The 25333-nt window shown below is 56.7% G+C and carries 21 protein-coding genes; 20 read left to right on the top strand and 1 reads right to left on the bottom strand.

The genetic code is table 11. The features are described from left to right. Nucleotides 1–19 precede the first annotated feature (19 nt). Nucleotides 20–892: a LysR family transcriptional regulator gene (locus NBV64_RS11780; RefSeq protein WP_250755850.1), complete on the top strand. Its 873-nt coding sequence runs from the start codon at nucleotides 20–22 to the stop codon at nucleotides 890–892. Nucleotides 893–1119: 227 nt separating this feature from the next. Here the strand turns inward: NBV64_RS11780 and NBV64_RS11775 are convergent, their stop codons facing one another. Beyond that, the gene (locus NBV64_RS11775; RefSeq protein ID WP_083053370.1) at nucleotides 1120–3972 is read right to left on the bottom strand and encodes a valine--tRNA ligase; all 2853 of its coding nucleotides are present in this window, start codon (nucleotides 3970–3972) and stop codon (nucleotides 1120–1122) included. Between the two features lie 253 nt (nucleotides 3973–4225). Between NBV64_RS11775 and ndk the strand changes: the two genes are divergently transcribed. The 19 genes from ndk (at nucleotide 4226) to rpoD (ending at nucleotide 25238) form a co-directional block, all read left to right on the top strand. Further along, nucleotides 4226–4651, top strand: a complete 426-nt coding sequence (ndk, locus tag NBV64_RS11770) for a nucleoside-diphosphate kinase (RefSeq protein ID WP_009455885.1) — start codon at nucleotides 4226–4228, stop codon at nucleotides 4649–4651. A gap of 149 nt (nucleotides 4652–4800) precedes the next feature. Next, the gene (gene rlmN / locus NBV64_RS11765; RefSeq protein WP_250755849.1) at nucleotides 4801–5949 is read left to right on the top strand and encodes a dual-specificity RNA methyltransferase RlmN; all 1149 of its coding nucleotides are present in this window, start codon (nucleotides 4801–4803) and stop codon (nucleotides 5947–5949) included. Beyond that, nucleotides 5946–6440 carry a helix-turn-helix domain-containing protein gene (locus NBV64_RS11760; protein ID WP_035272268.1) on the top strand — a complete coding sequence of 165 codons (495 nt, stop codon included), beginning with the start codon at nucleotides 5946–5948 and terminating at the stop codon, nucleotides 6438–6440. Before rlmN ends, NBV64_RS11760 begins: the two co-directional genes overlap by 4 nt. Beyond that, the gene (gene ispG, locus NBV64_RS11755) at nucleotides 6437–7723 is read left to right on the top strand and encodes a flavodoxin-dependent (E)-4-hydroxy-3-methylbut-2-enyl-diphosphate synthase (RefSeq protein WP_035272271.1); all 1287 of its coding nucleotides are present in this window, start codon (nucleotides 6437–6439) and stop codon (nucleotides 7721–7723) included. The genes NBV64_RS11760 and ispG overlap by 4 nt, the downstream gene beginning before the upstream one ends. A 42-nt stretch (nucleotides 7724–7765) precedes the next feature. Next, nucleotides 7766–9049: a histidine--tRNA ligase gene (hisS, locus tag NBV64_RS11750; RefSeq protein WP_250755848.1), complete on the top strand. Its 1284-nt coding sequence runs from the start codon at nucleotides 7766–7768 to the stop codon at nucleotides 9047–9049. Nucleotides 9050–9051: 2 nt separating this feature from the next. Continuing rightward, nucleotides 9052–9687, top strand: a complete 636-nt coding sequence (locus NBV64_RS11745) for a YfgM family protein (protein WP_009455880.1) — start codon at nucleotides 9052–9054, stop codon at nucleotides 9685–9687. Between the two features lie 3 nt (nucleotides 9688–9690). Continuing rightward, on the top strand, nucleotides 9691–10869 hold the full coding sequence (gene bamB / locus NBV64_RS11740; protein ID WP_250755847.1) for an outer membrane protein assembly factor BamB: 1179 nt from the start codon (nucleotides 9691–9693) through the stop codon (nucleotides 10867–10869). Beyond that, nucleotides 10866–12224: a ribosome biogenesis GTPase Der gene (der, locus tag NBV64_RS11735; protein WP_009455876.1), complete on the top strand. Its 1359-nt coding sequence runs from the start codon at nucleotides 10866–10868 to the stop codon at nucleotides 12222–12224. Before bamB ends, der begins: the two co-directional genes overlap by 4 nt. After that, nucleotides 12224–13306, top strand: a complete 1083-nt coding sequence (gene hisC, locus NBV64_RS11730) for a histidinol-phosphate transaminase (protein ID WP_250755846.1) — start codon at nucleotides 12224–12226, stop codon at nucleotides 13304–13306. Before der ends, hisC begins: the two co-directional genes overlap by 1 nt. 116 nt (nucleotides 13307–13422) lie before the next feature. Next, entirely contained in the window at nucleotides 13423–13659 is a 237-nt protein-coding gene (gene hfq / locus NBV64_RS11725; protein WP_003799329.1) for an RNA chaperone Hfq, read from the top strand. A gap of 78 nt (nucleotides 13660–13737) precedes the next feature. Then, entirely contained in the window at nucleotides 13738–14826 is a 1089-nt protein-coding gene (gene hflX, locus NBV64_RS11720; RefSeq protein ID WP_009455872.1) for a GTPase HflX, read from the top strand. Further along, nucleotides 14810–16126, top strand: coding sequence for an FtsH protease activity modulator HflK (gene hflK, locus NBV64_RS11715; RefSeq protein ID WP_250755845.1), 1317 nt, complete (start codon nucleotides 14810–14812; stop codon nucleotides 16124–16126). The genes hflX and hflK overlap by 17 nt, the downstream gene beginning before the upstream one ends. A 9-nt stretch (nucleotides 16127–16135) precedes the next feature. After that, on the top strand, nucleotides 16136–17023 hold the full coding sequence (gene hflC / locus NBV64_RS11710) for a protease modulator HflC (RefSeq protein WP_250755844.1): 888 nt from the start codon (nucleotides 16136–16138) through the stop codon (nucleotides 17021–17023). 170 nt (nucleotides 17024–17193) lie between these two features. Then, on the top strand, nucleotides 17194–18351 hold the full coding sequence (locus tag NBV64_RS11705; RefSeq protein ID WP_250755843.1) for an ATP phosphoribosyltransferase regulatory subunit: 1158 nt from the start codon (nucleotides 17194–17196) through the stop codon (nucleotides 18349–18351). 74 nt (nucleotides 18352–18425) lie between these two features. Then, entirely contained in the window at nucleotides 18426–19721 is a 1296-nt protein-coding gene (locus NBV64_RS11700) for an adenylosuccinate synthase (protein ID WP_009455867.1), read from the top strand. A 154-nt stretch (nucleotides 19722–19875) separates the two neighbouring features. Continuing rightward, complete coding sequence (locus NBV64_RS11695; protein ID WP_021446480.1) at nucleotides 19876–20421, top strand: phosphoribosyltransferase; 546 nt, start codon at nucleotides 19876–19878, stop codon at nucleotides 20419–20421. Nucleotides 20422–20543: 122 nt separating this feature from the next. Further along, the gene (gene rpsU, locus NBV64_RS11690; protein WP_003799344.1) at nucleotides 20544–20756 is read left to right on the top strand and encodes a 30S ribosomal protein S21; all 213 of its coding nucleotides are present in this window, start codon (nucleotides 20544–20546) and stop codon (nucleotides 20754–20756) included. After that, a complete protein-coding gene (gene dnaG / locus NBV64_RS11685; protein WP_009455860.1) occupies nucleotides 20753–22756 on the top strand; it encodes a DNA primase in 2004 nt (667 codons plus the stop codon). The genes rpsU and dnaG overlap by 4 nt, the downstream gene beginning before the upstream one ends. A gap of 259 nt (nucleotides 22757–23015) precedes the next feature. Continuing rightward, nucleotides 23016–25238, top strand: coding sequence for an RNA polymerase sigma factor RpoD (rpoD, locus tag NBV64_RS11680; RefSeq protein WP_021446482.1), 2223 nt, complete (start codon nucleotides 23016–23018; stop codon nucleotides 25236–25238). Nucleotides 25239–25333: the final 95 nt, after the last annotated feature.

Raw genomic sequence — 25333 nt, 5'->3', positions numbered from 1 at the left:
GTCGAATGAGTAAACGCTCATGACCTTCACTCAACTTGAAATCTTTTCCGTGCTGGCCAGGATAGGCAGCTTTTCGCGGGCCGCCAGTGCCTTGGGGGTGACGCAAAGTGCGGTCAGTCATGCGCTCAAGCAGCTGGAGGCCGATTTGGGTGTCTGCCTGTTTTCTCGTGGCCCGACCTCAGTGGAGCTGACAGAAGTGGGGGCTAAGTTGCTGCAACGTGCCAACGATATCCTGCAGCAGAGAGAGGCCTTGCATCAGGAGGCCTGCTACGAGCAGGGAATTGCCCGTGGCACCTTGCGTATTGCTTCTTTTGGGGCTTCCTCGTCCTTGCATTTGCTGCCGCATTTATTGGCTTGCTACAGGCAGACGCATCCCGAAGTGGAGGTGCAGATTGATGAGGGTATTGATAGTGAAGTGGCGCAGTGGCTGCTGGAGCGGCGTGTGGAGCTGGGCTTTGTGATCTTGCCAGATGATCGCTTTGACTGCTTGCCCTTGGCCCAGGATGAGCTGGTGGCCGTGCTGCCGGCAGAGCATCGTTTGGCCGTTTGCGCCCGTGTTTCTGCCAGTGACTTCCATGACTTGCCGTTTATTCGGACTGCGGCAGGCTCTGGCCCGCATGTAGATCAGTTTCTGGCGGCAGCAGGGGCGGTCCCCAGGACCTTGTTCCATTTCGAGCAGTTGTCCTCCATGTTGGGCTTTGTCGCGCAAGGAGTGGCTGTGACCATCGCGGGCAGGCTGGCCTTGCCGGAGCCACCAGAAGGGGTGATTTATCGCAGCCTGGAGCCGTGTAGGCCTCGTGAAATTGCTCTGGCGGCTCTGAATTTCGAGCGGCTTTCTCCAGCTGCTCAGGCGTTTTTGCGGATAGCCCGGAAAATACACCACAAGAGGTGATGCGCTCAGGATGGCTTCGCTTTTTCTTGTTGTGTCAGTGCGGGATGGCTTCTGTGCGCGACCGGTCTGCGCTGGTGTGATGCTCCTGTGTTCTTCTGTTTCGTATGAACAGCGAGGGTGTGTTACGAGTAATCGGAATAGTGCCGCTGGATTGAAGGACCATAGATGCAAAAAGGCCCTGCACTCGTGCAGGGCCTTTTCTCGTCACCGAGACCTGATTCAGGCGATTAGCCCAGACGATCAAACTGCTGTTTCACCTTGGCCAGTGTCTCACCGAATTGAGCCACGCGCAGGCGCTCCTGTTCAACCACGGCGGCAGGTGCACGTTCTACAAAGCTGGCGTTGCCCAGTTTGGCTTCGGCTTTGTTGATCTCGCCTTGCAGACGTTCGATTTCCTTGGACAGGCGGATGCGCTCCGCTTCCACGTCAATCTCTACGTGCAGCATCAGCTGAGTGGTGTCGACCACTTGTACTGGGGCGCCGGCGTCGGTGGGCAGTTGGTCCACAATCTCCACGCTTTCCAGTTTGCACAAGCTGGCCAGATAGGGGCTGTTGGCGCTCAGGATTGCAGCATCACCTTGGGCAACCAGTGGCACGCGCTGAGCGGGCGAGAGGTTCATCTCCCCGCGCAAGGCGCGAATCGCGTCCACTTGGGCTTTCAGTTCTGCAACCTGTGCCATGGCCTGTTCATCAATGGCGGCCGGATTGGCGATAGGGTAGGGCTGGACCGAAATACTGGTGGTTTCATTGGCAGCACGTTTGCCAGCTACCACCGAGACTTTCTGCCACAGCTCTTCCGTAATGAACGGGATGATGGGGTGTGCCACGCGCAACACCACTTCCAGGACACGGATCAGGGTGCGGCGGGTGCCCAGCTGCTGCTCGGGCGTGCCGTTCTGGATCTGGGTCTTGGCCAGTTCCAGGTACCAGTCGCAGTACTCGTCCCAGACAAAGTGGTAGATGGCGTTGGCGACGTTGTCGAAACGGTAGTCGGCAAAACCGCGCTCGGCGTCCTGTTCCAGGCCTTGCAGCAGGCTGATGATCCAGCGGTCTGCAAAGCTCAGTTCGGCAGCAGCGTCGGTATGCAGTTCATGGCCTTCGGTGTTCATCAGCACAAAGCGGGTGGCGTTCCACAGCTTGTTGCAGAAGTTGCGATAGCCTTCACAGCGCTTCATGTCGAAGTTGATGTTGCGACCCAGGGTGGCGTAAGCGGCCATGGTAAAGCGCAGCGCGTCCGTACCGAAGGCGGGGATGCCATCGGGATAGTCCTTCTTGGTGCGCTTGCTAATGCTTTGAGCCTGCTTGGGATTCATCAGGCCAAACGTGCGCTTGTGTATCAGGCTTTCCAGGTCGATACCGTCGATCAAATCCACCGGGTCAATCGTGTTGCCCTTGGATTTGCTCATCTTCTTGCCTTCCATATCGCACACCAGTCCGTGAACATAGACGGTGTTGAACGGAACGCGGCCGGTCAGGTGCATGCTCATCATGACCATGCGGGCCACCCAGAAGAAAATAATGTCGAAGCCAGTTACCAGCACGCTGGAGGGCAGGTAACGAGCCAGATCCGGGGTTTCTTCAGGCCAGCCCAGATCGGTGAAGGGCACCAGGGCAGAGGAGAACCAGGTGTCCAGTACGTCCTCGTCGCGGCGCAGCGGGCCGGTCACGCCAGCGGCACGGGCTTGCTCCAGAGCGTCTTCTTCGGAGCGGGCGACAAACAGGCTGCCGTCTTCGGCGTACCAGGCGGGAATCTGGTGACCCCACCACAGCTGACGGGAAATACACCAGTCCTGAATATTGTTCAGCCACTGGTTGTAGGTGTTGGACCAGTTGTCGGGGTAGAAGCGCACACGGCCATCGGCCACCACATCCAGGGCAACCTGGGTGATGCTCTTGCCAGGGTGCAGGGAATCTTCAGGTGCAGGCTTGCTCATGGCGACAAACCACTGGTCAGTCAGCATGGGTTCGATAACCGTATTGGTACGGTCGCCGCGTGGCACCATCAGTTTGTGTGGCTTGACGGCCTTGAGCAGGCCCTGGGCTTCCAGGTCGGCCACGATTTGCTTGCGTGCAGCAAAGCGCTCCAGGCCTTGGTAGGCTTCGGGGGCGGTGTCGGCAATATGGGCATCCAGCGTCAGGATGCTGATCATTTCCAGGCCGTGGCGCTGGCCAACGGCGTAGTCATTGAAGTCGTGGGCAGGAGTAACCTTCACCACGCCGGTACCAAAGGCCGGGTCTACGTAGTCGTCTGCAATGATCGGGATGGAACGGCCAACCAGGGGCAGGGTAACGGTTTGACCGATCAGGCCGATATAGCGCTCGTCTTCAGGATGCACCATCAGGGCAACGTCGCCCAGCATGGTTTCCGGACGAGTGGTGGCCACCGTCAGGTGGGTCAGGCCGCCTTGAGGTGTGGTCAGCGGATAGCTGATTTCCCACAGATGGCCGTCTTCTTCCTCGCTGACCACTTCCAGATCAGACACGGCGGTGCCCAGCACGGGGTCCCAGTTCACCAGGCGCTTGCCGCGGTAAATCAGGCCTTGCTCGTACAGACGGACAAAGGTTTCCAGCACGCCACGGGACAGATTGTCGTCCATGGTGAAGTATTCGCGGCTCCAGTCACAGGACGCGCCCAGGCGACGGAACTGGCCGGTAATGGTATTGCCCGACTTCTCTTTCCACTCCCAGACTTTTTCCAGGAATTTCTCGCGGCCCAGGTCGTGGCGGCTGATGTTCTGGGCATCAAGCTGGCGTTCCACGATGATCTGGGTCGCAATCCCGGCGTGGTCGGTACCGGGAATGTAGACCGTATCGTCGCCTTTCATGCGGTGGTAGCGCGTCAGGCCATCCATGATGGTCTGATTAAAGGCGTGGCCCATGTGCAAAGTCCCGGTGACGTTTGGTGGTGGGGACTGGATCACAAAGGGTTCGGACTGATGATCACCCAAGGGCTGGACATGTTGGCCACCCTTGAAAAGGTCGGCTTGCTCCCAGCGCGCGTACCAGCGCGTTTCGATTTCCTGGGGTTCAAAGCTCTTGGATAATTGCTCGTCGGAGGTCGTAGCGGATGAGTTGGTCATGGTGATGCGGTCTGCCTGCCCCTTATTGCACGTTCAGTGCCAGATAGGGCGGGACTAATCCTGGGTAAAAAACGAATTTAAGATGCACTATTTTAAGATGTGGCCGTGCGTCTTTGGCGTGGTAAAATGCCGGGTTGCCGTAAATCTGATGAAAGTGCTTGTTTTCATTAAAAAATTTAGCGCGAACCGTCGGATCTGCATTTTGCTTTACGCAGCAAAGACTACACTATATTGTTCTTATTTGGATTTTCACATGGCTATTGAACGCACTCTGTCCATTATCAAGCCCGACGCTGTTGCTAAAAACGTGATCGGTCAGATTATTTCCCGCTTTGAAGGCGCTGGCCTGAAAGTGATCGCTGGTCGCCTGGTTCACCTGTCCCGTGGCGAAGCCGAGCGCTTCTACGGCGTGCACGCCGAGCGTCCTTTCTTCAAGGATCTGGTCGACTTCATGGTTTCCGGTCCTGTGTTCGTTCAAGTTCTGGAAGGCGAAGGCGCCATTGCCAAGAACCGCGAACTGATGGGCGCTACCGACCCCAAGAAAGCTGACGCTGGCACCATCCGTGCTGACTTCGCTGAAAGCATCGACGCTAACGCCGTTCACGGTTCCGACGCTCCTGAAACCGCTGCTGTCGAAATCGCTTTCTTCTTCCCAGAGTGCAACGTTTACAGCCGTTAATTCGTTAAACCGCGCAGTACTGGCGGCACTCTAAGCAAGACTTGCCCGGCACACCGGAATGGGTGTGCCGGGCAAATCCGCAAAAAGAGGCTTTTTTGCCTTCCTGCAAGAAAGTAATAGCCAGACCGCGTGAAGGTATTATTTTTTTTATGTCATCGCTCGAACCTACTAACCTTCTGGGCCTGGGCCCGGAGCAACTTGTTGAACTGGTCGCCCAATGGGGTGGCAAGCCTTTCCGCGCGCGCCAATTGCAGCGCTGGATACACCAGCGTCAACAAGACGATTTTGGGCAGATGACGGATCTGGCGCGCGAGTTCCGCGAGCAGCTGACCGCTAATTGCGTTGTCACCGCGCCCAGCATGTCGCACGAACATATTTCTACCGACGGCACTCGTAAATGGCTGTTTGATGTAGGCAGCAATAACGCCGTCGAAGCGGTTTTCATTCCCGAGGACGACCGGGGCACCCTGTGTATTTCCAGCCAGGCTGGCTGCACGGTGGCCTGTCCATTCTGTTCCACGGGCTATCAAGGCTTCAACCGCAACCTGACGACCTCTGAAATCATTGGTCAGCTGTGGTTTGCTCGCCGTGCTTTGCTGAATGCGCCGGAAACCGCCCGTATTGGCGATGCCGAGCAAACCAGCACACGTGTTATCAGCAATGTGGTCATGATGGGCATGGGCGAACCCTTGCTCAATTACGATCAGGTGCTCGGTGCCTTGCGCCTGATGCTCGATGACAATGCCTACGGTCTGTCGCGCCGCCGCGTGACGGTCTCCACCTCCGGGGTGGTGCCCATGATGGATCGTCTGGCCAAAGATTGCCCGGTCGCACTGGCCGTATCGCTGCACGCGCCCAATGATGCGTTGCGTGATCGCCTGGTGCCCTTGAACAAGAAGTACCCGCTGGCCGAGCTTCTGGATGCCTGTAATCGCTATCTGGAGCACGCGCCGCGTGACTTCATCACGTTTGAATACATCATGCTGGACGGCATCAACGATGCCGACCAGCATGCGCAGGAACTGTTGGACATCGCACGCATTGTGCGCTGTAAATTTAATTTGATTCCTTTCAATCCTTTTCCGCAGTCCGGTCTGAAACGCTCTTCAGCTGCACGGGTCAAACAGTTTGCCCAACGGCTGATGGATGGTGGGGTGGTAACCACAGTGCGCAAGACGCGCGGCGATGATATTGCTGCCGCTTGTGGACAGTTGGCGGGCGATATTCGTGATCGCACCCGTATCGAACAACGTTTGCCTGATCGTGCTGTCATTCAAATCAAACAGGAACGTGCATGAGCGAGACTCTGGTCCCCTCCAACCAATCGGCTCCGGAAACGGACTCAGGTGTAGGCCCGACATTGCGTGAACTGCGTCTGGCGCGATCCTGTACGCTGAACGAAGCCTCCACTCGCCTGAAGTTTTCGGTTCGCCAGCTAGAGGCCCTGGAGGCCCAGGAGTGGGACCAGTTGCCCGGTGGGCAGCCGTTGCGGGGCATGGTGCGCAATTACGCGCGCTTTCTGGAGGCCGACGTATCGGCTGTGCTGGTCATGCTGGAAGCTCAGGTCAGCGATACCGCTGCGCCCAAGCCCGTGCCGCGCAATCATTCGGGTGCGGGCTTGTCCAGTGCGGACTTGAGCCTGTATTCGGACTCGCGCGGCGGGTTTGGCTGGATCTGGATTCTTATCATTATTGTTTTGCTGTTGGTCGCTGGTTTTTACGCCATTGATCGGGGCTGGGTTCCCGAAGAGTGGCTGGTGTTCGATTGGCTCAAGGACTTGAAGAAATGACGCAGGGTCCCGAAACTCCCTCTGCTTGCCAACCTCTGCCGGTGGGGGCCCAACCCAAGCGGGTGACGCGTACGGTTGATGTGCGCTGGGGTGATCATGTTGTGAAACTGGGGGGCTCGGCGCCAGTCGTGGTGCAGTCCATGACCAATACGGATACGGTCGATGCCATTGCAACGGCTATCCAGGTCAAGGAACTGGCGCGTGCCGGTTCTGAAATGGTGCGTATTACGGTCAATACCCCCGAAGCGGCCCGTGAAGTGCCTGCCATTCGCGAGCAGCTGGACCGCATGGGCGTAAATGTCCCCTTGGTGGGGGACTTCCATTACAACGGCCATAAATTGCTGGCAGATTACCCCGAGTGTGCTCAGGCCCTGTCCAAGTACCGGATCAATCCGGGCAATATGGGCGGTGGCAAGCGCCGGGACGATAATTTCGCCAAGATGATCGAAATCGCCTGCCGTTACGACAAGGCCGTGCGAATTGGCGTGAACTGGGGCAGCCTGGATCACGAACTGATGGCCCGCATGATGGATGAAAATAACGAGCGTGCTCATCCCTGGACGGCTCAGGCGGTGATGCGCGATGCTCTGGTTATCTCTGCCATCAGCAACGCCCAGCGTGCCGAGGAACTGGGGCTGTCGGGCAACCGTATTGTTCTGTCCTGCAAGGTCAGCCATGTGCAGGACCTGATCACGGTCTACCAGGATTTGTCGGCTCGTTGTGACTACGCCTTGCATCTGGGTCTGACCGAAGCGGGGATGGGCAGCAAGGGGATTGTGGCTTCCACCGCCGCCTTGGCTGTCTTGTTGCAGCAAGGCATTGGTGACACCATTCGTATTTCCCTGACTCCTGAACCCGGTGGCGATCGTGCTCGTGAAGTGGTGGTGGCTCAGGAAATCTTGCAGACCATGGGTTTGCGTGCTTTCACCCCTATGGTGGTGGCGTGTCCGGGTTGTGGTCGCACCAGCAGCACGGTGTTCCAGGAGCTGGCCAACGATATTCAAAGCTATTTGCGTGACCAGATGCCCGTCTGGAAGGATCTGTATCCCGGCGTGGAAACCATGAACGTCGCGGTGATGGGCTGTGTGGTCAATGGTCCGGGGGAAAGCCGCCACGCCGATATTGGCATCAGCTTGCCAGGAACCGGGGAAGTCCCTTCGGCACCCGTCTATGTGGATGGCGAGCGGGTGGTGACCCTGAAGGGTGATACTATCGCTCAGGAATTTCAGACCATTGTCCAGAATTACGTTGAGCGCCGCTACGGCAAAACATCAACGGTTTGATCAACACGCTTGTCAGTCTATGGCGAGCAAACCATTAGAATTATGACGCAGCAGTTTCAAAAGCTCCGCGCCCTGACGGGCATGAAAGACACCTTACCGGGTGAAAGCGCACAGTGGGAAGCCCTGGAGGCTCTGGTGCGGGAATGGTTGGCCAGCTATGGCTATCGCAATATGCGTACCCCCGTGCTGGAACATACCCAGCTGTTTGCTCGTGGTATTGGCGAAGTCACCGACATTGTCGAAAAGGAAATGTATTCCTTTACCGATTCGCTCAACGGCGACAAGCTCACCATGCGTCCCGAATTTACGGCGGGCATGGTGCGCGCCACTATCGAACATAATCTCTTGTACGATCGCCCTCATCGGGTTTATGCGATGGGACCGGTGTTTCGCCATGAGCGCCCGCAGCGTGGCCGCTACCGTCAGTTCCATCAGATCGACGTGGAAGCGTTGGGTCTGCCAGGGCCGGACGTCGATGCCGAGCTGATCGTCATGCTGGCTCGTTTGTGGAAGAAGCTGGGTCTGACGGACATCCGTCTGGAACTGAACTCCCTGGGTCAGGCTGAAGAGCGTGCCGCCCACCGTGCGGCCTTGATCGAGCACCTGGAAGCGCACAAGGATGTGCTGGACGAAGAGGCCCAGCGTCGCATGTATACCAACCCCTTGCGCGTGCTGGATACCAAAAATCCGGCCATGCAGGAAATGGCCAATGCGGCCCCACGTTTGTTCGACTTCCTGGGTGAAGAGTCTCGTGCTCACTTCCAGGGCGTCTGCGATCGTCTGGATGATGCCGGTATTGCCTACACATTGAACCCGCGCTTGGTGCGTGGTCTGGATTATTACAATCTGACCGTGTTCGAGTGGGTAACGGATCGCCTGGGTGCTCAAGGGACGGTGTGCGGCGGTGGCCGTTACGACGGCCTGATCGAATTGATGGGTGGCAAGCCTTCGCCCGCTGTAGGTTTTGCCATTGGTATGGAGCGCTTGCTGGACCTGTGCTCGCAAGATGGCGAGCAGCCAGCCATCCCCGAATGTCAGGTGTATATGGTTCACCAGGGTGAGGCAGCGCAGCGCAAGGCGTCGCTGTTGGCCGAGCAATTGCGTGATGCCGGTTTGCAGGTGATAGTCCATGCAGGCTCCAGCGGCTTCAAGTCCCAGTTCAAACGGGCTGACGCCAGTGGTGCGCAGGCCGCCGTTATTTTGGGTGACGACGAACTCCAAAAAGAACAGGCCAGTGTGAAATGGTTGCGTGCTGCGGATGGCGCCGAGCAGCAACAGTCTGTTGAATTTTCTGAACTCGCCAGTGTTTTGTCAGCAAGGATTTGAGCATGGCCTACGATCTTGAAGAACAGGAAAAACTAGATGCCATGCGAGCATGGTGGGACCGCTGGGGCACCTTGTGCATCGTGCTGGCTTTTGCTGCCTTGGCGGCGGTAGCCGGCTGGCGCGGTTGGCAGTGGTACCAGGGGCATCAGGCCGGTCAGGCCATGGGTTACTTTGAGGCGCTGGAAAGTGCGGCTGCCCAGACCGGCGAAGAGGCCGATGCCCGCGTGCTGGCTGCCAGCACAACCTTGCGTAACGATTTCCCCAAGTCTGGCTACACCTCCCGCGGTGTCTTGCTGGCTGCCCAGGCTTTGCAGCAACGCGGCAATCTGACGCCTGCTCGTGAGCAACTGGAGTGGATGGTCAAAACCAATCACGACCCGGCGCTGACTCCGCTGGCGCGTTTGCGTCTGGCTGGTATCTTGCTGGAACAGAAGAATTACGATGATGCCCTGGCTCAGCTGACAAATCCTCCTGCCAGCTTTGCCGGTCTGTTTGCGGATCGCAAAGGCGATATTCTGGCCGCTCAAGGGCAGAACGATGCAGCACGCGAAGCCTGGACGCAGGCCGTGGAGTTGCTCAAGCAAGACCCTATTTCGCAGTTGGTACAGATCAAACTTGATGCCTTGGCAGGAGCTTAATTCATGTCTCTTCCTACTATTCGCAAATCCCCATCCTCTGCCATGCGTGTCCTGCGCTTGAGCGCTCTGGCCCTGAGCCTGACCGCTTTGGCCGGTTGCTCCATGTTCTCCAGCAAGGATCCTCGTTTCGAGCCTACGCCCCTGACGGAATACACCCCTGGTGTGGCCGCCAAGATCAGCTGGAGTACCTCGATTGGTAGCGGCGCAGACTCCGGATTTGCACCGCAAGTCAGTGGCTCCTCGGTCTACGCCGCGACGGTCTCGGGTCAGGTCAGCAAGGTTGATCTGGATACGGGTCGCGTGCAGTGGTCGGCCAATGCCGGCAAGAAGTTGACCGCCGGTGCAGGTTCGGATGGTGTGGTGACTGCGGTCGCTTCGGTGGACGGCAACGTCATTGCGTTTGACGACTCGGGCAAGGAGTTGTGGCGCAGTCGTAGCAGCAGCGCTGTGAATGTGCCGCCTGCTGTGGGTGCCGGTGTGGTTGTGGTGCGTACCAGCGACTACCGCTTGCAGGCATTTGATGCCAGCACAGGTGATCTGCGCTGGAGTCTGCAGCGTCCTGGCCCCGCCTTGTCGCTGAAAACCAGCATGCAAATGCGCATTATTGATGGTTTGTTGTTGGCAGGAATGCCCAACGGCCGTTTGATGGCCATTGACGCAGCTCAAGGTCATCTGGTGTGGGAAGGCAGTATTTCTGTCTCCCGCGGCGCGACGGACCTGGAGCGCATTAATGACGTCGTGGGTGCTCCCCAGGTCGTCGATCCCCTGCTGTGCGGTGCAACCTACCAAGGTCGTGTTGCCTGCTTTGACGTCTCCCAAGGTGGACGACTGGTGTGGGATAGGGAATTTTCGGCCGGTACCGGTATCGCAGCGGACAACCATATGTTGTATGCCGCCAATAGCCGCGACCAGATTGAAGCGTTTGCCATGACAGACGGGCAAACCATCTGGAAGCAGAATGCTTTGCGTAACCGTGGTCTGGCTCCTTTGGCCGTCATGCCCCAGGCGCTCGCCGCCGGTGACATGGAAGGCTATGTTCACTTTCTATCGCGACTGGACGGCACCTTGTTGGGCCGGGTCAGTGTCGGCGGTGGTGCCATTGTGTCGCCTTTGATCGGAACCCCGCGTGGGGTCCTGGTCCAGACCGGCAATGGTAATTTGGTCTTGGTTGGAATCAATTGAAAAGCGTTTCTTTTAAGCCCGTAGTGGCTTTGGTCGGTCGGGCCAACGTCGGCAAGTCCACTTTGTTCAACCGCCTGACGCGCTCGCGCGCGGCTCTGGTGGCGAACTTCCCTGGTCTGACCCGCGACCGTCATTACGGCGAAGGCCGGGTTGGCAGCCGCCCCTATATCGTGGTCGATACGGGTGGTTTCGAGCCTGTGGCCAAAACCGGCATGTTGCTGGAGATGGCTCGTCAGACCCAGCAGGCGATTGCCGAAGCTGACGTGGTCGTCTTTCTGGTCGATGCCCGTGAGGGCGTCAACGCACTGGATCTGGAAATTGCGCAGTTGCTGCGCAAGCTGGGGCAGAAAGTGCTGCTGGCCGTCAACAAGGCCGAAGGCATGCGTTACGAGGCCGGTGGCGTGGAATTCCACGAACTGGGCCTGGGTCAGCCTTACCTGATCTCCGCTTCCCACGGCGATGGCGTGGAAGAGCTGATCAACCTGGCACTGGAGCAAGTGCCCAATCCTGAGCCTGAAGAGGATGGCCAGGATGACGATGAATTTCAGCACCGTATCAAGCTGGCGATTGTGGGCCGCCCTAATGTGGGTAAATCCACCTTGATCAATACCTTGGTGGGTGAAGATCGCGTGATTGCGTTTGACCAGCCCGGTACGACGCGTGATGCCATTGAGATCGAGTTCGAGCGCAATGGGGTGGAATACACCCTGATCGACACGGCCGGTTTGCGCAAGCGCGGCAAGGTATTTGAAGCAGTTGAAAAGTTCTCCGTTATCAAGACCTTGCAGGCGATTGAAGCGTGTAACGTGGTCTTGTTGATGATTGACGCTCACACCGAAATTTCCGACCAGGACGCCAGCATTGCGGGCTTCGTGGTGGAAACCGGTCGTGCACTGGTGGTGGGCATCAACAAGTGGGATGGCCTGGACGAGTACCAGCGCGAGTGGATCAAGCGCGAGTTCGATCGCAAATTGCGCTTCCTGAACTTTGCCAAGATGCACACCTTGTCGGCCTTGAAAGGGCAGGGGATCAATCCCTTGCTCAAGTCGGTCAATGCCGCGCATGCGGCTGCCTTCTCCAAGCTGTCCACGCCCAAGCTCACTCGCGTCATGCAAGAAGCGGTGGAACAGCAACAGCCACCGCGCAAGGGCATTTTCCGTCCCAAGTTGCGGTATGCTCACCAAGGTGGCATGAACCCGCCGATCGTGGTGATTCACGGCAACGCCCTGGATGCCATTTCGGACAGTTACCGCCGTTATCTGGAGACGCGTTTTCGCGAGGCCTTCAAGCTGGAAGGCACGCCTTTGCGCATCGAATTCAAATCATCTAAAAACCCTTATCTGAAGGACGCGTAATGAGCCGTTTGTGGAGTGATCATGTAGCGGGGCTTTCACCCTATGTACCGGGTGAGCAGGTCAAGCTGGATAACCTCTTGAAGCTGAACACAAACGAACATCCTTTCGGTCCGTCGCCTAAAGCGCTGGAAGCGATCCGCCAGGCGGCGACCGATGATTTGCGTCTTTACCCTTCCTATAGCGCGCAGGAACTGCGTGATGCTGTGGCGCACAACCACGGTGTGAAAGCTAACAACGTCTTTTTGGGCAATGGCTCGGACGAAGTGCTGGCCCATGTGTTCAGCGCCTTGTTCCTGCGTGGCGTGCGCCCGGTCCTGCTGCCCGATATCACTTACAGCTTCTACACCACTTACTGTTCGTACTTCGGTGTGCCTGCGGATATCGTGCCGCTGCGCGAGGACTTCACGTTGAATGTGCAGGACTATGTGCGCAAGCGCAGTCTGCCACCTGCCGGCATTATTTTTGCCAACCCTAATGCGCCTACCGGCATTCCTTTGTGCTTGACGGATATAGAAGCCATTCTGGCTGCCAACCCGGACACCACGGTGGTGGTGGACGAGGCGTACGTCGATTTCGGCGGTACCTCTTCGGTTGGTTTGCTGGAAAAATACGACAATCTGGTGGTCATTCAGACCATGTCCAAGTCGCGCGCTCTGGCTGGCTTGCGTGTGGGTTATGCCCTGGCCAGCGCCGATATCATCCAGGCGCTGGAGCGGGTGAAAGACAGTTTCAACTCCTACCCCATGGACACGATTGCCCAGGTGGGTGCGGTAGCTTCCTTGAAGGATACGGAGTATTTTGACCGTCAATGCCAGGCTGTGATTGATGCACGCGAGCAGTTGCGCGCTGATCTGGAGCAGCTGGGTTTCGAGATTTTGCCCTCGAAAGCGAACTTTTTGATGGCAACTCACCCTAAGCATTCGGCAGCTGGTATTCAGCAGGCCTTGCGTGAACAGGGGATTTTGGTTCGCCATTTCCGTCAGCCACGCATTGAGCAGTATTTACGTATTACGGTAGGATCGCCCGAGCAATGTGCCCGACTGTGCAACAGTTTGCGGCAGATTTTAGGGCAAGGCGCCTGATATACACTTATTAGATAAAAATCTCCAGTTTGGAACGTGCGAATTCAGGGAAAACCCGGTAAAGTAGTGGGATTCGCTTCCATTTCTGGAAAAACAACATAACCGGAGCCTCACCAATGAGCAATAAAGGGCAAATTCTACAAGACCCGTTTTTGAACGCGCTGCGCAAGGAGCATATCCCTGTGTCGATCTACCTGGTCAACGGCATCAAGCTGCAAGGTCAGATCGAGTCCTTCGATCAGTATGTCGTACTGCTGCGCAATACAGTCACTCAAATGGTGTATAAGCACGCGATCTCTACCGTCGTTCCTGCACGCCCCGTTACTTTGGCTGCGGATGAGCAGGCTGAATAAATCCTCACCCAGTTCTTTGTACTCTGAAAGACCCGTCTCGCGGTGCCCGCGGGCGGGTCTTTGTTTCTGGAGCAAGCGTTGAAGGCACTGGTAATTAGTGTGGATATGGGCGAGCTGGACTACAAGGCCCATGCTGAAGAATTCGTCATGCTGGCTGAAGGGGCGGGCGCCCAGATTATGGAACTGATGGTCGTGCGTCGGTCCCGTCCAGATTCTGCCTATTACATCGGTACGGGCAAGCTGGAAGAGGCTGTCGCCCTGGCCAAGGCAACTGGCGCCGAAGTCGTGCTGTTTGATCATGCCTTGAGCCCGGCTCAGCAGCGTAACCTGGAGCGCAAGCTGGAGCTGCGTGTGGTTGACCGGGTTGCCCTGATTCTGGATATTTTTGCCCTGCGTGCGCAAAGTCACGAAGGTAAATTGCAGGTGGAACTGGCCCAACTGCAACACCTGACTTCCCGATTGACCCGGATGTGGACTCACCTGGAGCGGCAAAAGGGTGGTATCGGTATGCGTGGTCCTGGTGAATCGCAGCTGGAAATGGACCGCCGGATGATTGGCGACAAAGTCCGTACCTTGCGTGAGCGTCTGGCCAAGGTGCAACGCCAGCGCAGCACCCAACGTCGTGCCCGTTCTCGTAGCGGCACCTTGTCGGTGTCACTGGTGGGCTACACCAACACGGGAAAATCCACGCTATTTAACGCCTTGACCCGTGCAGATGCCTACGCAGCTGATCAGTTATTTGCTACCTTGGATACCACCACGCGTCGTATCTGGATTGAAGGGGCAGGGCAGGTCGTAATTTCGGATACGGTGGGTTTCATTCGTGAATTGCCACCGACCTTGATTGCCGCTTTCCGGGCCACTTTGGAAGAGACCGTCCATGCAGACGTATTGCTGCATGTGGTCGATGCGGCCAACCCTCAACGCGATGAACAAATCGCTGAAGTTCATAAGGTTCTGGAGGACATCGGGGCCCATGAAATACCTCGCATTCTGGTCTATAACAAAATTGACCAAGCCGGCTATGAGCCACGGGTAGAGCGGGATGAACATGGTACTATTGCCCGAGTCTTTGTTAGCGCTTTAGAGCGCATCGGATTGGATGGCTTGCGTACAGCAATCGTCGAATCAGGTCATTTCGCGGAAAACAATGCGTCTGAACAATAAAATATTCAATCTCAATGATCCCGGTTGGGGACGAGACAGTGGCAAAAACGGTTCCGAGCCACCTCGCCGCCCCGAGAAACAAGATGGCCCGCCTGACCTCGACGAGGTATGGCGTGACTTCAACAGTCGCTTGGGATCTTTATTCGGCAAAAAGGGACGTCGCTCCCCTCCCGGTGGCATGCCTCCGGGTAGCGGTAATGGCCCATCCATCCCCAAAGGCTCGCCCAAGCTGCTGATCATCGGCGGTGTGGTCGCGGTCGGTCTGTGGATGGCCAGTGGCTTTACCATCGTGCAGGAAGGTCAGGTTGCCGTGGTTACCCGTTTTGGCGCGTACACGAAAACTCTGAATCCCGGTTTGCAGTGGCGTTGGCCCGCTCCCATCGAAGATCACCAGACTGTGAATATTTCGCAGTTGCGTACCTTTGAAGTGGGCTACCGCGGCAGTGCACGCAATAAAGTCCTGCCTGAATCGTTGATGCTGACAACCGACGAGAACATCGTCGACATGCAGTATGTGGTTCAGTACCGTTTGCTGCCTACAGGCGCACCGGATTACCTGTTCAACACCAATAATCCGGACGAGTCGGTACGTCAGGCGGCTGAAACCGCCATGCGTGAAGTCGTGGGCAAGCAGCCCATGGACTCCGTGCTGTACTCCGGCCGTACCCAGATTGCATCGGACGTGCAGCAGCTGGCCCAGTCCATTCTGGACCGCTACCGTACCGGCATTCAGATCAGCACCGTAGCTATCCAGAACGTGCAGCCGCCCGAGCAGGTTCAGGCCGCCTTTGACGATGCCGTCAAGGCCGGTCAGGACCGCGAGCGTCAGATCAACGAAGGTCAGGCCTATGCCAACAAGGTGTTGCCCGAAGCCGCTGGTCAAGTGGCTCGCATGATGCAGGAGTCTGAGGGTTACAAGGCTCGTGTGATCGGTGATGCCAAGGGTGATACTGCCCGTTTTGGTAGCGTCGAGGCCGAGTACGTGAAGGCTCCGGGTGTAACGCGGGATCGTCTGTACCTGTCCACAATTCAGGAAATCCTGGAGAGCACCAGCAAGGTACTGGTTGATACCCGTAGCGATAACAACATGATCTATCTGCCTTTGGACAAGATCGTGCGTCAGGTGGGTAGCCGTACGGATATGGAGCCGTCCGCTCCTGTCGCTTCGGCCGCTTCGCAAGGACAGGTCAGCCGTCCAGCTCCCGCTGCGGCACCCAAAGCGCCTGCGCCAGCCAATCCAGCCGGTCTGGATACCTCGCTGGGCTCTTTGGTCAGTCCTTATTCCCCATACGCACGCTAGGAGAGCTTGATGCAACGTTTATTTCCTGCTCTGGTGGCCCTGGCGGTAATTGTCGGTCTGCTGCTGTCTTCCGTTTTCATCGTGCGTGAGCGCGATGCGGCTCTGGTTTTTGCCCTGGGTGAGGTGCGTGGCACCATCACGACTCCCGGTTTGTATTTCAAGCTGCCGCCACCGTTTGAAAACGTGGTGTTCCTGGACAAGCGTCTGCAGACGATTGAAACCAAGGACCCTGAGCGTATTCAGACGGCTGAAAAGAAAAACCTGCTGATCGACTCGTACGTCAAATGGCGTATTTCCGATCCACGCCTGTTTTACGTGACGTTTGGTGCAACGGATCGTGGTGCTGTCGAGCGTTTGCAGGCCCAGATTCGTGATGCCCTGAACGCCTCGGTGAACGTACGTACGGTGAAAGAAGTGGTTTCCACCGAGCGTGATGCGATCATGCGTGAAGTGCTGACGGCCGTTGAGGCCCGTGCCCGTCCTTTGGGTGTGGAAGTGATTGACGTGCGTTTGCGTCGTATTGACTTTGCTCCCGAGATTTCGGAATCGGTATACCGTCGTATGGAAGCCGAGCGTACACAAGAAGCCAACCGTTTGCGTGCAACTGGTGCGGCTGAAAGTGAGCGTATCCGTGCCGAGGCCGAACGTCAGCGTGAAGAGTTGCTGGCCGACGCGTATGCCCAAGCTCAGGCCATCCGTGGTCAGGGTGATGGTGAAGCCGCTGTCATTTACTCCGATAGTTATGGCAAGAACCCCGAGTTCTATCGTTTCTACCGCAGCCTGGAAGCCTACCGCAGTGCTTTCAGCAAACAGACCGACACACTGGTCATCAGCCCTGACTCTGATTTCTTCAAGTATTGGGGCAAGCAAGGATCACCCGCAGCACCTGCGAACTGATCCCCGCTAGAGAACTTAGGGCCGCTGGGTGTTCCACCCGCGGCCCTGATCGTTTATACTAGCGTGTAAGTTACTAACACCACTTCGCATGCGACTTGGGCGGCTTACAGGCCCCAAGTCGCTTTTTGTTTGGCTGGAACTTTCGTTTATAAGTAGTCCGAGGCACGAGTATGTCCAATTGGTTGTTGCCAGAGAGCCTGGCTGATATCTTGCCTGCAGAGGCGCGCCGCATCGAAGAACTGCGCCGCGATTTGCTAGACTTGTATCGTACTTACGGGTTCGAACTGGTAGCTCCACCTCTGGTGGAGTATCTGGAATCCCTGCAAGCGGTTTCTGGCACAGATCTGAATCTGCGTACCAGCAAAGTCGTCGATCAAATCTCGGGTCGCACCATGGGCGTACGCGCCGACATGACCCCCCAGGTGGCACGTATCGACGCTCACTTGCTTAACCGCGAAGGCGTCACTCGGCTTTGCTACTGTGGTTCGGTCTTGCATGCCCGTCCGGCTGGTTTGTTGTCGGACCGTGAATTGCTGCAGATTGGCGCGGAAATTTTCGGCCACGCCGGTATTGAGTCCGATCTGGAAGTAGTGCAACTGGCGCTGGAAAGCGTGGGTCGGGCAGGGGTGCATCATCCTCGCCTGGACTTGAACTACCCCGATCTGGGGCGCTTCCTGATCGAGCGCGATCCTATTTTGAAAACCCGCGTGGCAGAAGTGTGTGAGCTTCTGAACGCCAAAGATGTGTCGGGCCTGCGCGCCCTGGGTCGTGAGTCGGGCTGTCTGCCTGAAACCACCCGCTATCTGCTGGCTTTGACCTCGCTGTATGGCGATGGCAGCGTACTGGAGCGTGCCCGCAGTGTTCTGCCGGACGAACCGGAAGTGCGCGAAGCTCTGGGTAGCCTGCGCAGCTTCATTGATGCTTTGCCTGGCCACGAAATTACGGTGGACCTGGCCGACATCGGCAGCGGTTATGCCTACCATTCGGGCCTGATCTTTTCGGTTTACGCCGAAGGATGGCACGATGCCTTAGTCAAGGGCGGACGCTTTGACGGTATTGGCCGCATGTATGGTCGTGCTCGTCCTGCAACCGGCTTCAGCCTGGATTTGCGCAAGCTCTCGGCTGGCTTGGCACCGGCTCAGGCAGCCCGTGCAGTACGCGCTCCCTGGGGGAGTGATGCGGCCCTGACTGCAGCGGTCAAGCAGCTGCGTCAAAACGGTGAAATTGTGATTCAGATGCTGCCCGGTCAGGAGCTGAATCTGGATGAATTCGTGATCGATCGCGAGCTGGTCTCGCTGGACGGTCAGTTGCAAGTTAGGGCGCTGTAAGCCAGGCGGCTTGTAGCGTTGGTGATTGTTATTGGTCCGGCACCGTGCCGGCCTCCTTTATTCTGATACTAGACATGAGCAAAAACCTTGTGGTGATTGGCACCCAGTGGGGTGACGAAGGCAAAGGCAAGATCGTCGACTGGCTGGCCGAGTCCGCGCATGGCGTGGTTCGTTTCCAGGGTGGGCATAACGCTGGCCATACATTGTGGATTAATGGCAAGAAGACCATTCTGCGCTTGATTCCGTCGGGCATCATGCACGAGCACGTCACTTGCTACATTGGCAATGGCGTGGTGCTGTCGCCTGAGGCCCTCTTGACTGAAATCGCCGAGCTGGAAGCTGCCGGTCTGGACGTGCGTTCGCGCCTGCAGATCTCGCCCGCTTGCCCGCTGATTTTGCCCTACCACATCGCCGTGGACCAGGCTCGTGAAAAGCGTAAAGGCGACGGCAAGATCGGTACTACCGGTCGCGGTATCGGCCCTGCCTACGAAGACAAGGTGGCACGCCGTGCCCTGCGTGTTCAGGACCTGTACGATCCCGAAATCTTTGACGAAAAATTGTCCGAAGCGCTGGATTACCACAACTTCGTGCTGACCCAGTACCTGGGCGCTGAAGCTGTTTCCGCTGAACAGGTTCGCGACCTGGCCATGAAGCACGCTGAACAGCTGGCTCCTATGGTCGCTGATGTATCCAACAACCTGTACCAGGCCAAGAAAGCAGGGCAGAAACTCCTGTTTGAAGGTGCCCAGGGTGCATTGTTGGATATTGACCACGGTACATACCCCTTCGTGACCAGCAGCAACTGCTTGTCCGGTGCCGCTTCCGCAGGTTCGGGTGTGGGTCCTCAGGAATTGAGCTACGTGCTCGGTATCGCCAAGTCCTACACCACTCGCGTGGGTTCGGGTCCATTCCCGACCGAGTTGCTGGATGACACCGGCATGCGTCTGGCTACGGTTGGCAAGGAATTCGGTTCCGTTACCGGTCGTCCACGTCGTTGCGGCTGGTTTGATGCGGCGGCCATGAAGCGTTCGGTCATGATTAACGGTATTTCCGGTCTGTGCATTACCAAGCTGGACGTGCTGGACGGCGTTGAGCAAATCAAGATTGGTGTGGGTTACCGCTACAAGGGCGAATTCCTGGACGTCCTGCCCTACGGCGCACACGCGGTTGCCGAAGCCGAGCCCGTTCTGGAAGAAATGCCCGGCTGGACCGAGTCCACCGTGGGCGTGACTGACTACGACAAGTTGCCTATCAACGCTCGTCGTTACCTGGAACGCATTGCTGAACTGTGCGATGTACCTATCGACATGGTTTCCACAGGGCCAGATCGCAACGAAACCATCGTATTGCGCGATCCGTTTACCAAATAAGCGATTTATCGCGGTATAATGCCTTGCACCGTTGTACGGTGCGTACAGAGCGGCCTGAAGGGCCGCTTTGTCGTTCTGGACGCTGCGTTGGCCTACCAGACTCTTGTTTTGCAGGTACCAAAGCGCAGCTAGTGCATTTATATCTGGAATACATATGAGTCTGCCCCCAAATAGCGATACTGATGAATGGGTTTCCTGGGAACAATACAATCGCCTGATTGAACAATTGGCCCTGAGCATTCACGAATCAGGCTGGAAATTCGACAAAATTGTTTGCCTGGCCCGAGGCGGCATGAGAGTGGGAGACGTTATTTCGCGCATCTATGATGTACCCCTGGGTATTTTGGCCACCAGCAGCTATCGCGAAGCCGCCGGTACCGAACAGGGTGATCTGGATATTGCGCAATACATCACCATTACCCGTGGCACCCTGGATGGCAATGTGCTGCTGGTCGATGATATGGTCGATACGGGCAAGACTTTTATGCGTGTACGTGATCACCTGCGTGCACAGTTTCCCGCGATCACCGAGCTGAAAACCGCCGTTTTGTGGTGGAAAGGCCACGCCCAGGTCGACCCGGACTACTACGTGTCCAAGTTGCCCACAAATCCCTGGATTCATCAGCCTTTTGAGGACTACGATAGCATTCGCCCTCATCAGCTGGACGCCTGGATCCGTAAGGGTACCGGCCAGGCTTGATCGCTGGCATTCAGATAATTGGTGGATAGCCTAATTGCGCCTTGCTTGGTGTATGCCAGCAATCGTGCTACCATATTGGGCTATCTGTTACGCTAACTCTTTTTACAAAGGTCAGGGATTACATGTCCATTGTTCGCCTGAAAGAAAACGAACCCTTTGAAGTTGCTCTGCGCCGCTTCAAACGCACTATTGAAAAAACCGGTCTGTTGACCGAGCTGCGTTCGCGCGAATTCTACGAAAAGCCAACGGCTGAGCGCAAGCGCAAGCACGCTGCCGCCGTGAAGCGTCACTACAAACGCATCCGCAGCCAGCAACTGCCTCCACGCTTGTATTGATCCCTGAATCTTTTGTTCAGGAACTGCTCGCCCGTGTCGATGTCGTAGATGTCGTCGGGCGGTACGTGCAGTTGCGTAAAGGCGGGGCCAACTTGCTTGGCCTGTGCCCTTTTCACAACGAAAAATCCCCTTCATTTACAGTCAGTCCCACCAAGCAGTTTTACCATTGCTTCGGTTGTGGCGCTCACGGATCGGCTATCTCGTTCCTGATGGAACACACAGGGGCTTCATTCCCCGAGGCGGTACGCAGCTTAGCTGGTTCCGTCGGAATGACTGTGCCCGAAGCAGATCGCACCCCACGCCAACGTGCTGCCGATGCGCGTCGTAAAGACGAGTTGTCGCGTCAGCATCATATTCTTGAAACGGCACAGGGGCACTACCTACGTCAGCTAAAACAGTCACCCATTGCCATCGACTATCTAAAACGTCGTGGCCTGGATGGGGAGACGGCTGCCCGTTTCGGGTTGGGCTGGACAGGTACGGAGCGACGCGGCTTATCGGCTGTATTTCCGCAGTACGAAGACAAGCAGCTGGTTGAGTCCGGTCTGGTGATCGAGTCCGAAGATGGTCGTCGCTACGACCGTTTCCGTTCACGCATCATGTTTCCGATCCGCAGTACCAAGGGCCATATCATTGGCTTTGGCGGTCGTCTGATCGAAAAAGGCGAACCCAAGTACCTGAATTCGCCGGAAACCACGCTGTTTTCCAAAGGACACGAGCTATACGGCTTGTGGGAAGGACGTCAGGGCATACGCAAAGAAGGCTTTGTCCTGATTGTTGAAGGTTATATGGACGTGGTGGCGCTGTCGCAACATGGCTTGCACAATGCCGTAGCGACCTTGGGCACCGCGACAACCGAATACCACATCACCAAATTGATGCGCGCCAGCGACAGGCTGGTGTTTTGCTTTGATGGTGACGGGGCAGGGCGCAAGGCCGCCTGGCGTGCTTTGAATACCTGCTTGCCGCTGGTACGTGACGATGTGTCCATCCGCTTCATGTTCCTGGCGGATAACCACGACCCCGATTCTTTTGTTCGTGAGCACGGTGCTGCCGCGTTTCGCGAGCAGGCCCAGGAAGCAGCAGCTTTGTCGCGCTTCTTCCTGGACGAGCTGGCGGCCCGCCATCGCATGGACGAGGCCGAAGGCCGCGCGGCCTGCGTGCACGAGGCCTTGCCTTTGCTGCTGGAACTGGCTGACAGTACCTTGAAAGTGCAGATTCAGCACGAATTTGCCCGCATGGTGCTGCTGACGCCGGACGAGCTGGCGCAGCGCCTGAGTACCGTAGAGCCGGTTCGTCGGCCTGCTGTGGATACGCCGCCTGCTCAGGATGGTCTGGTAGCCAGACCACCGGTTCCGGCGCAGCCAGCACCATCTTCAGATGGCATGGAGCTGTTTGAGGACGGTTTTGATGGTTCGTTTGCTGACAGTCTGCCTATGGATGGCTGGCAGGACGACTCTGATTGGCAGCCTCAGCCCCAGTATCAGGAGCGGCCAGTGACTGCTCGTGGCAAGGGCAAGAACAACCGTCAACGGACCGAGCGCGCTGTCGTGGGTGGCAGCCGTGCGGTGACGCCCATGGCCAAGCGATTGCTGCGCTTGCTTATTGGGCATCCGACTCTGGTGGGCGAGCTGGGCGATCAACAACTTGAAATTTTGGCGCAAAGTCCCCATTTACGTTTAGTGCAAGAGCTGATTGCCTTAAGCAATATCAGCTCGGCGCGTCACGCAGGTGCGTTGCTGGAGGCCGTGGACCCCGAGTCCGACCTGGCCCCTGTACTCGAAGCGCTGGCCACGGAGCTCTTGGGCGAAGAAGAATTGCCTGACCCGCAGGGTGAATGGCGTGATGCGCTGCATCGCATCGAACTGGATGCGATCAAAGCAGAGCAGTCGGCATTGGTGGCCACGGGTTTGCAAGAGCCCGAACAGCGTCAGCGTTATCAAGAATTGACACGCCGTATTGCTTTGTTGAATGCTGCTTATACTCGGCAAGTGAAGTAAAATATTGGGTTATGTGTTGTGTTTGTGGCCGGCCAGGGGGTTAAAACTGGTACGCGAGCAAATGCGGCGGGTTAGCGGATTGTGAACCACCTTATGCCTTGAGCCCATGAGCCAGGGATTAAATGACTTAGGGTTCGCTCGCGCAACACGCCCAGGAGCAAGCCGGTTGTGAACACGCTCATTATCAGGCTCTTGCCTGTACGACTCGGTGGCTACATATTTAGTGCCACAGGGGTAAATGGCGTCTATGGAAGAAAATATGACTCAAACGACTGGTAAAACCTCGACGACGGTCTCTCGGTCTGCTAAGAAAACTTTGGCCGCGACAGCAAAATCAGGGGCATCAAGCTCGGTAGAGCTCGATGAGCTTCACGAAAGTGGAGAGCCAGGCGCAGCGCCTGCCAAAAAGGCAGCTAAAAAGGCGGCTGCAAAAAAAACGGTAGCCAAAAAAGCGGCTGCCAAGAAAACAGCGGCTAAAGCCGCTACCGGCGGTCGCCGTGGACGTCCTGCAAAGAATGCCAATAACGACGGTATCGACTTTGTCGATGACGACGAAATGGGCGAAGAAGAGGTCATTCCTGATCTCAAGCCGGTGGCCAAGCGTGGTGCCAAGCGCGCTAAAGCCGAAAAAGATGTATTCGGTGTCCGTGGCCAACTGAGCCCTGAAGAACAGGAAGCCCGTCGCAATCGCCTCAAAGCCCTGATCAAGCTGGGTAAGGACCGCGGTTACCTGACCTACAGTGAAATCAACGATCACCTGCCCGATGATCTGGTGGATGTCGAAGCCATTGATGGCATTATCGGCACCTTCAGTGACATGGGTATCTCGGTTTACGACCAGGCTCCCGACGCTGACACCTTGCTCATGAGCGATAACGCGCCCATGGCATCCAGCGACGACGACGTCGAGGACGAAGCTGAAGCTGCTCTGACCACGGTGGACTCTGACTTCGGTCGCACGACTGACCCTGTGCGTATGTACATGCGCGAAATGGGTTCGGTGGAACTGCTGACCCGCGAAGGCGAAATTGAAATCGCCAAGCGCATCGAAGATGGCTTGAAGCACATGGTGATGGCTATCGCCGCCTGCCCAACCACGGTTAACGAGATCCTGGCCTACGTTCAGCGTGTACGCGAAGGCGTCATGCAGATCGACGAAGTGGTTGACGGTCTGGTGGACGATGATGGCGAAGAATACGCCGGTTCCGGTGTAACCGCTGACGACGAGGACGAAGGTCCAGCCGGCGGCATGAGCAGCAAGCAGATTGAATATCTGCGCAACAAGTCGCTCAAGAAATTCGACATCATTGGCGAATGGTTTGACAAGATGCGCGTGTCCTTCGAGTCCGAAGGTTACAAGAGCGCAGGCTATGTGCAAGCCCAGGAAACCATCCTGAACGAATTCATGGGCATCCGCTTTACCGCCAAGATGGTGGAAAAGCTGGCCGATACCATGCGCGAGCAGGTTGCCATCGTGCGTCAGCACGAGCGCGAAATCCTGAACATCTGTGTGGATCGTGCTGATATGCCACGTGCACACTTCATCAAGGCTTTCCCCGGCAACGAAACCAATCTGGATTGGGTGGTGCAGGAGGTGGCAGCAGGCCATCCTTACAGCTCCATTCTGGAGCGCCACATCCCTGCCATTCAGGAAGTTCAGCAAAAGCTGATCGATCTGCAAACCAGCGTTGTGCTGCCTTTGAAGGACCTGAAAGAAGTCAACAAACGCATGACCACGGGCGAAGCCAAGGCACGTAAAGCCAAGCGCGAAATGACCGAGGCCAACTTGCGTCTGGTGATCTCCATCGCCAAGAAGTACACCAACCGTGGCTTGCAGTTCCTGGACCTGATTCAGGAAGGCAATATCGGTTTGATGAAGGCAGTGGACAAGTTCGAATACCGTCGTGGCTACAAATTCTCCACGTACGCTACGTGGTGGATTCGTCAGGCCATTACGCGTTCGATCGCTGACCAGGCCCGCACGATTCGTATTCCGGTTCACATGATCGAGACGATCAACAAGATGAACCGTATCAATCGTCAGATCCTGCAGGAAACCGGCGTTGAGCCCGATCCCGCAACCCTGGCCCAGAAGATGGATATGCCCGAAGACAAGGTTCGCAAGATCTTGAAGATCGCCAAAGAGCCTATCTCCATGGAAACGCCTATCGGTGACGATGACGATTCCCACCTAGGCGATTTCATCGAGGACAACAACACCGTTTCGCCATCGGATTCCGCTTTGCACGGCTCCATGCGCGATGTGGTGAAAGATGTCCTGGATTCCTTGACGCCACGCGAAGCCAAAGTGCTGCGCATGCGTTTTGGTATCGAGATGAGCACTGACCAGACTCTGGAAGAGGTGGGCAAGCAGTTTGACGTCACGCGTGAGCGTATTCGTCAAATAGAAGCCAAGGCTTTGCGCAAGCTGCGTCATCCTAGCCGTGCCGACAAACTGAAGAGCTTCCTGGAAAGCCAGTAAGTCTTTAGCAGGTCTGCTTGAGCAAGATAAAAAACCCGGTCTGAATAAGACCGGGTTTTTTTGTGCTCATTGCCCAGCCTTTTAAAATCTCTTTT

The sequence above is a fragment of the Alcaligenes sp. DN25 genome (genome assembly GCF_023674485.1).
Lineage (GTDB): Bacteria > Pseudomonadota > Gammaproteobacteria > Burkholderiales > Burkholderiaceae_B > Alcaligenes > Alcaligenes phenolicus.
The sequence above is the reverse complement of the archived record's forward strand: the minus strand, read 5'-3'. Positions and strand labels throughout refer to the sequence as shown.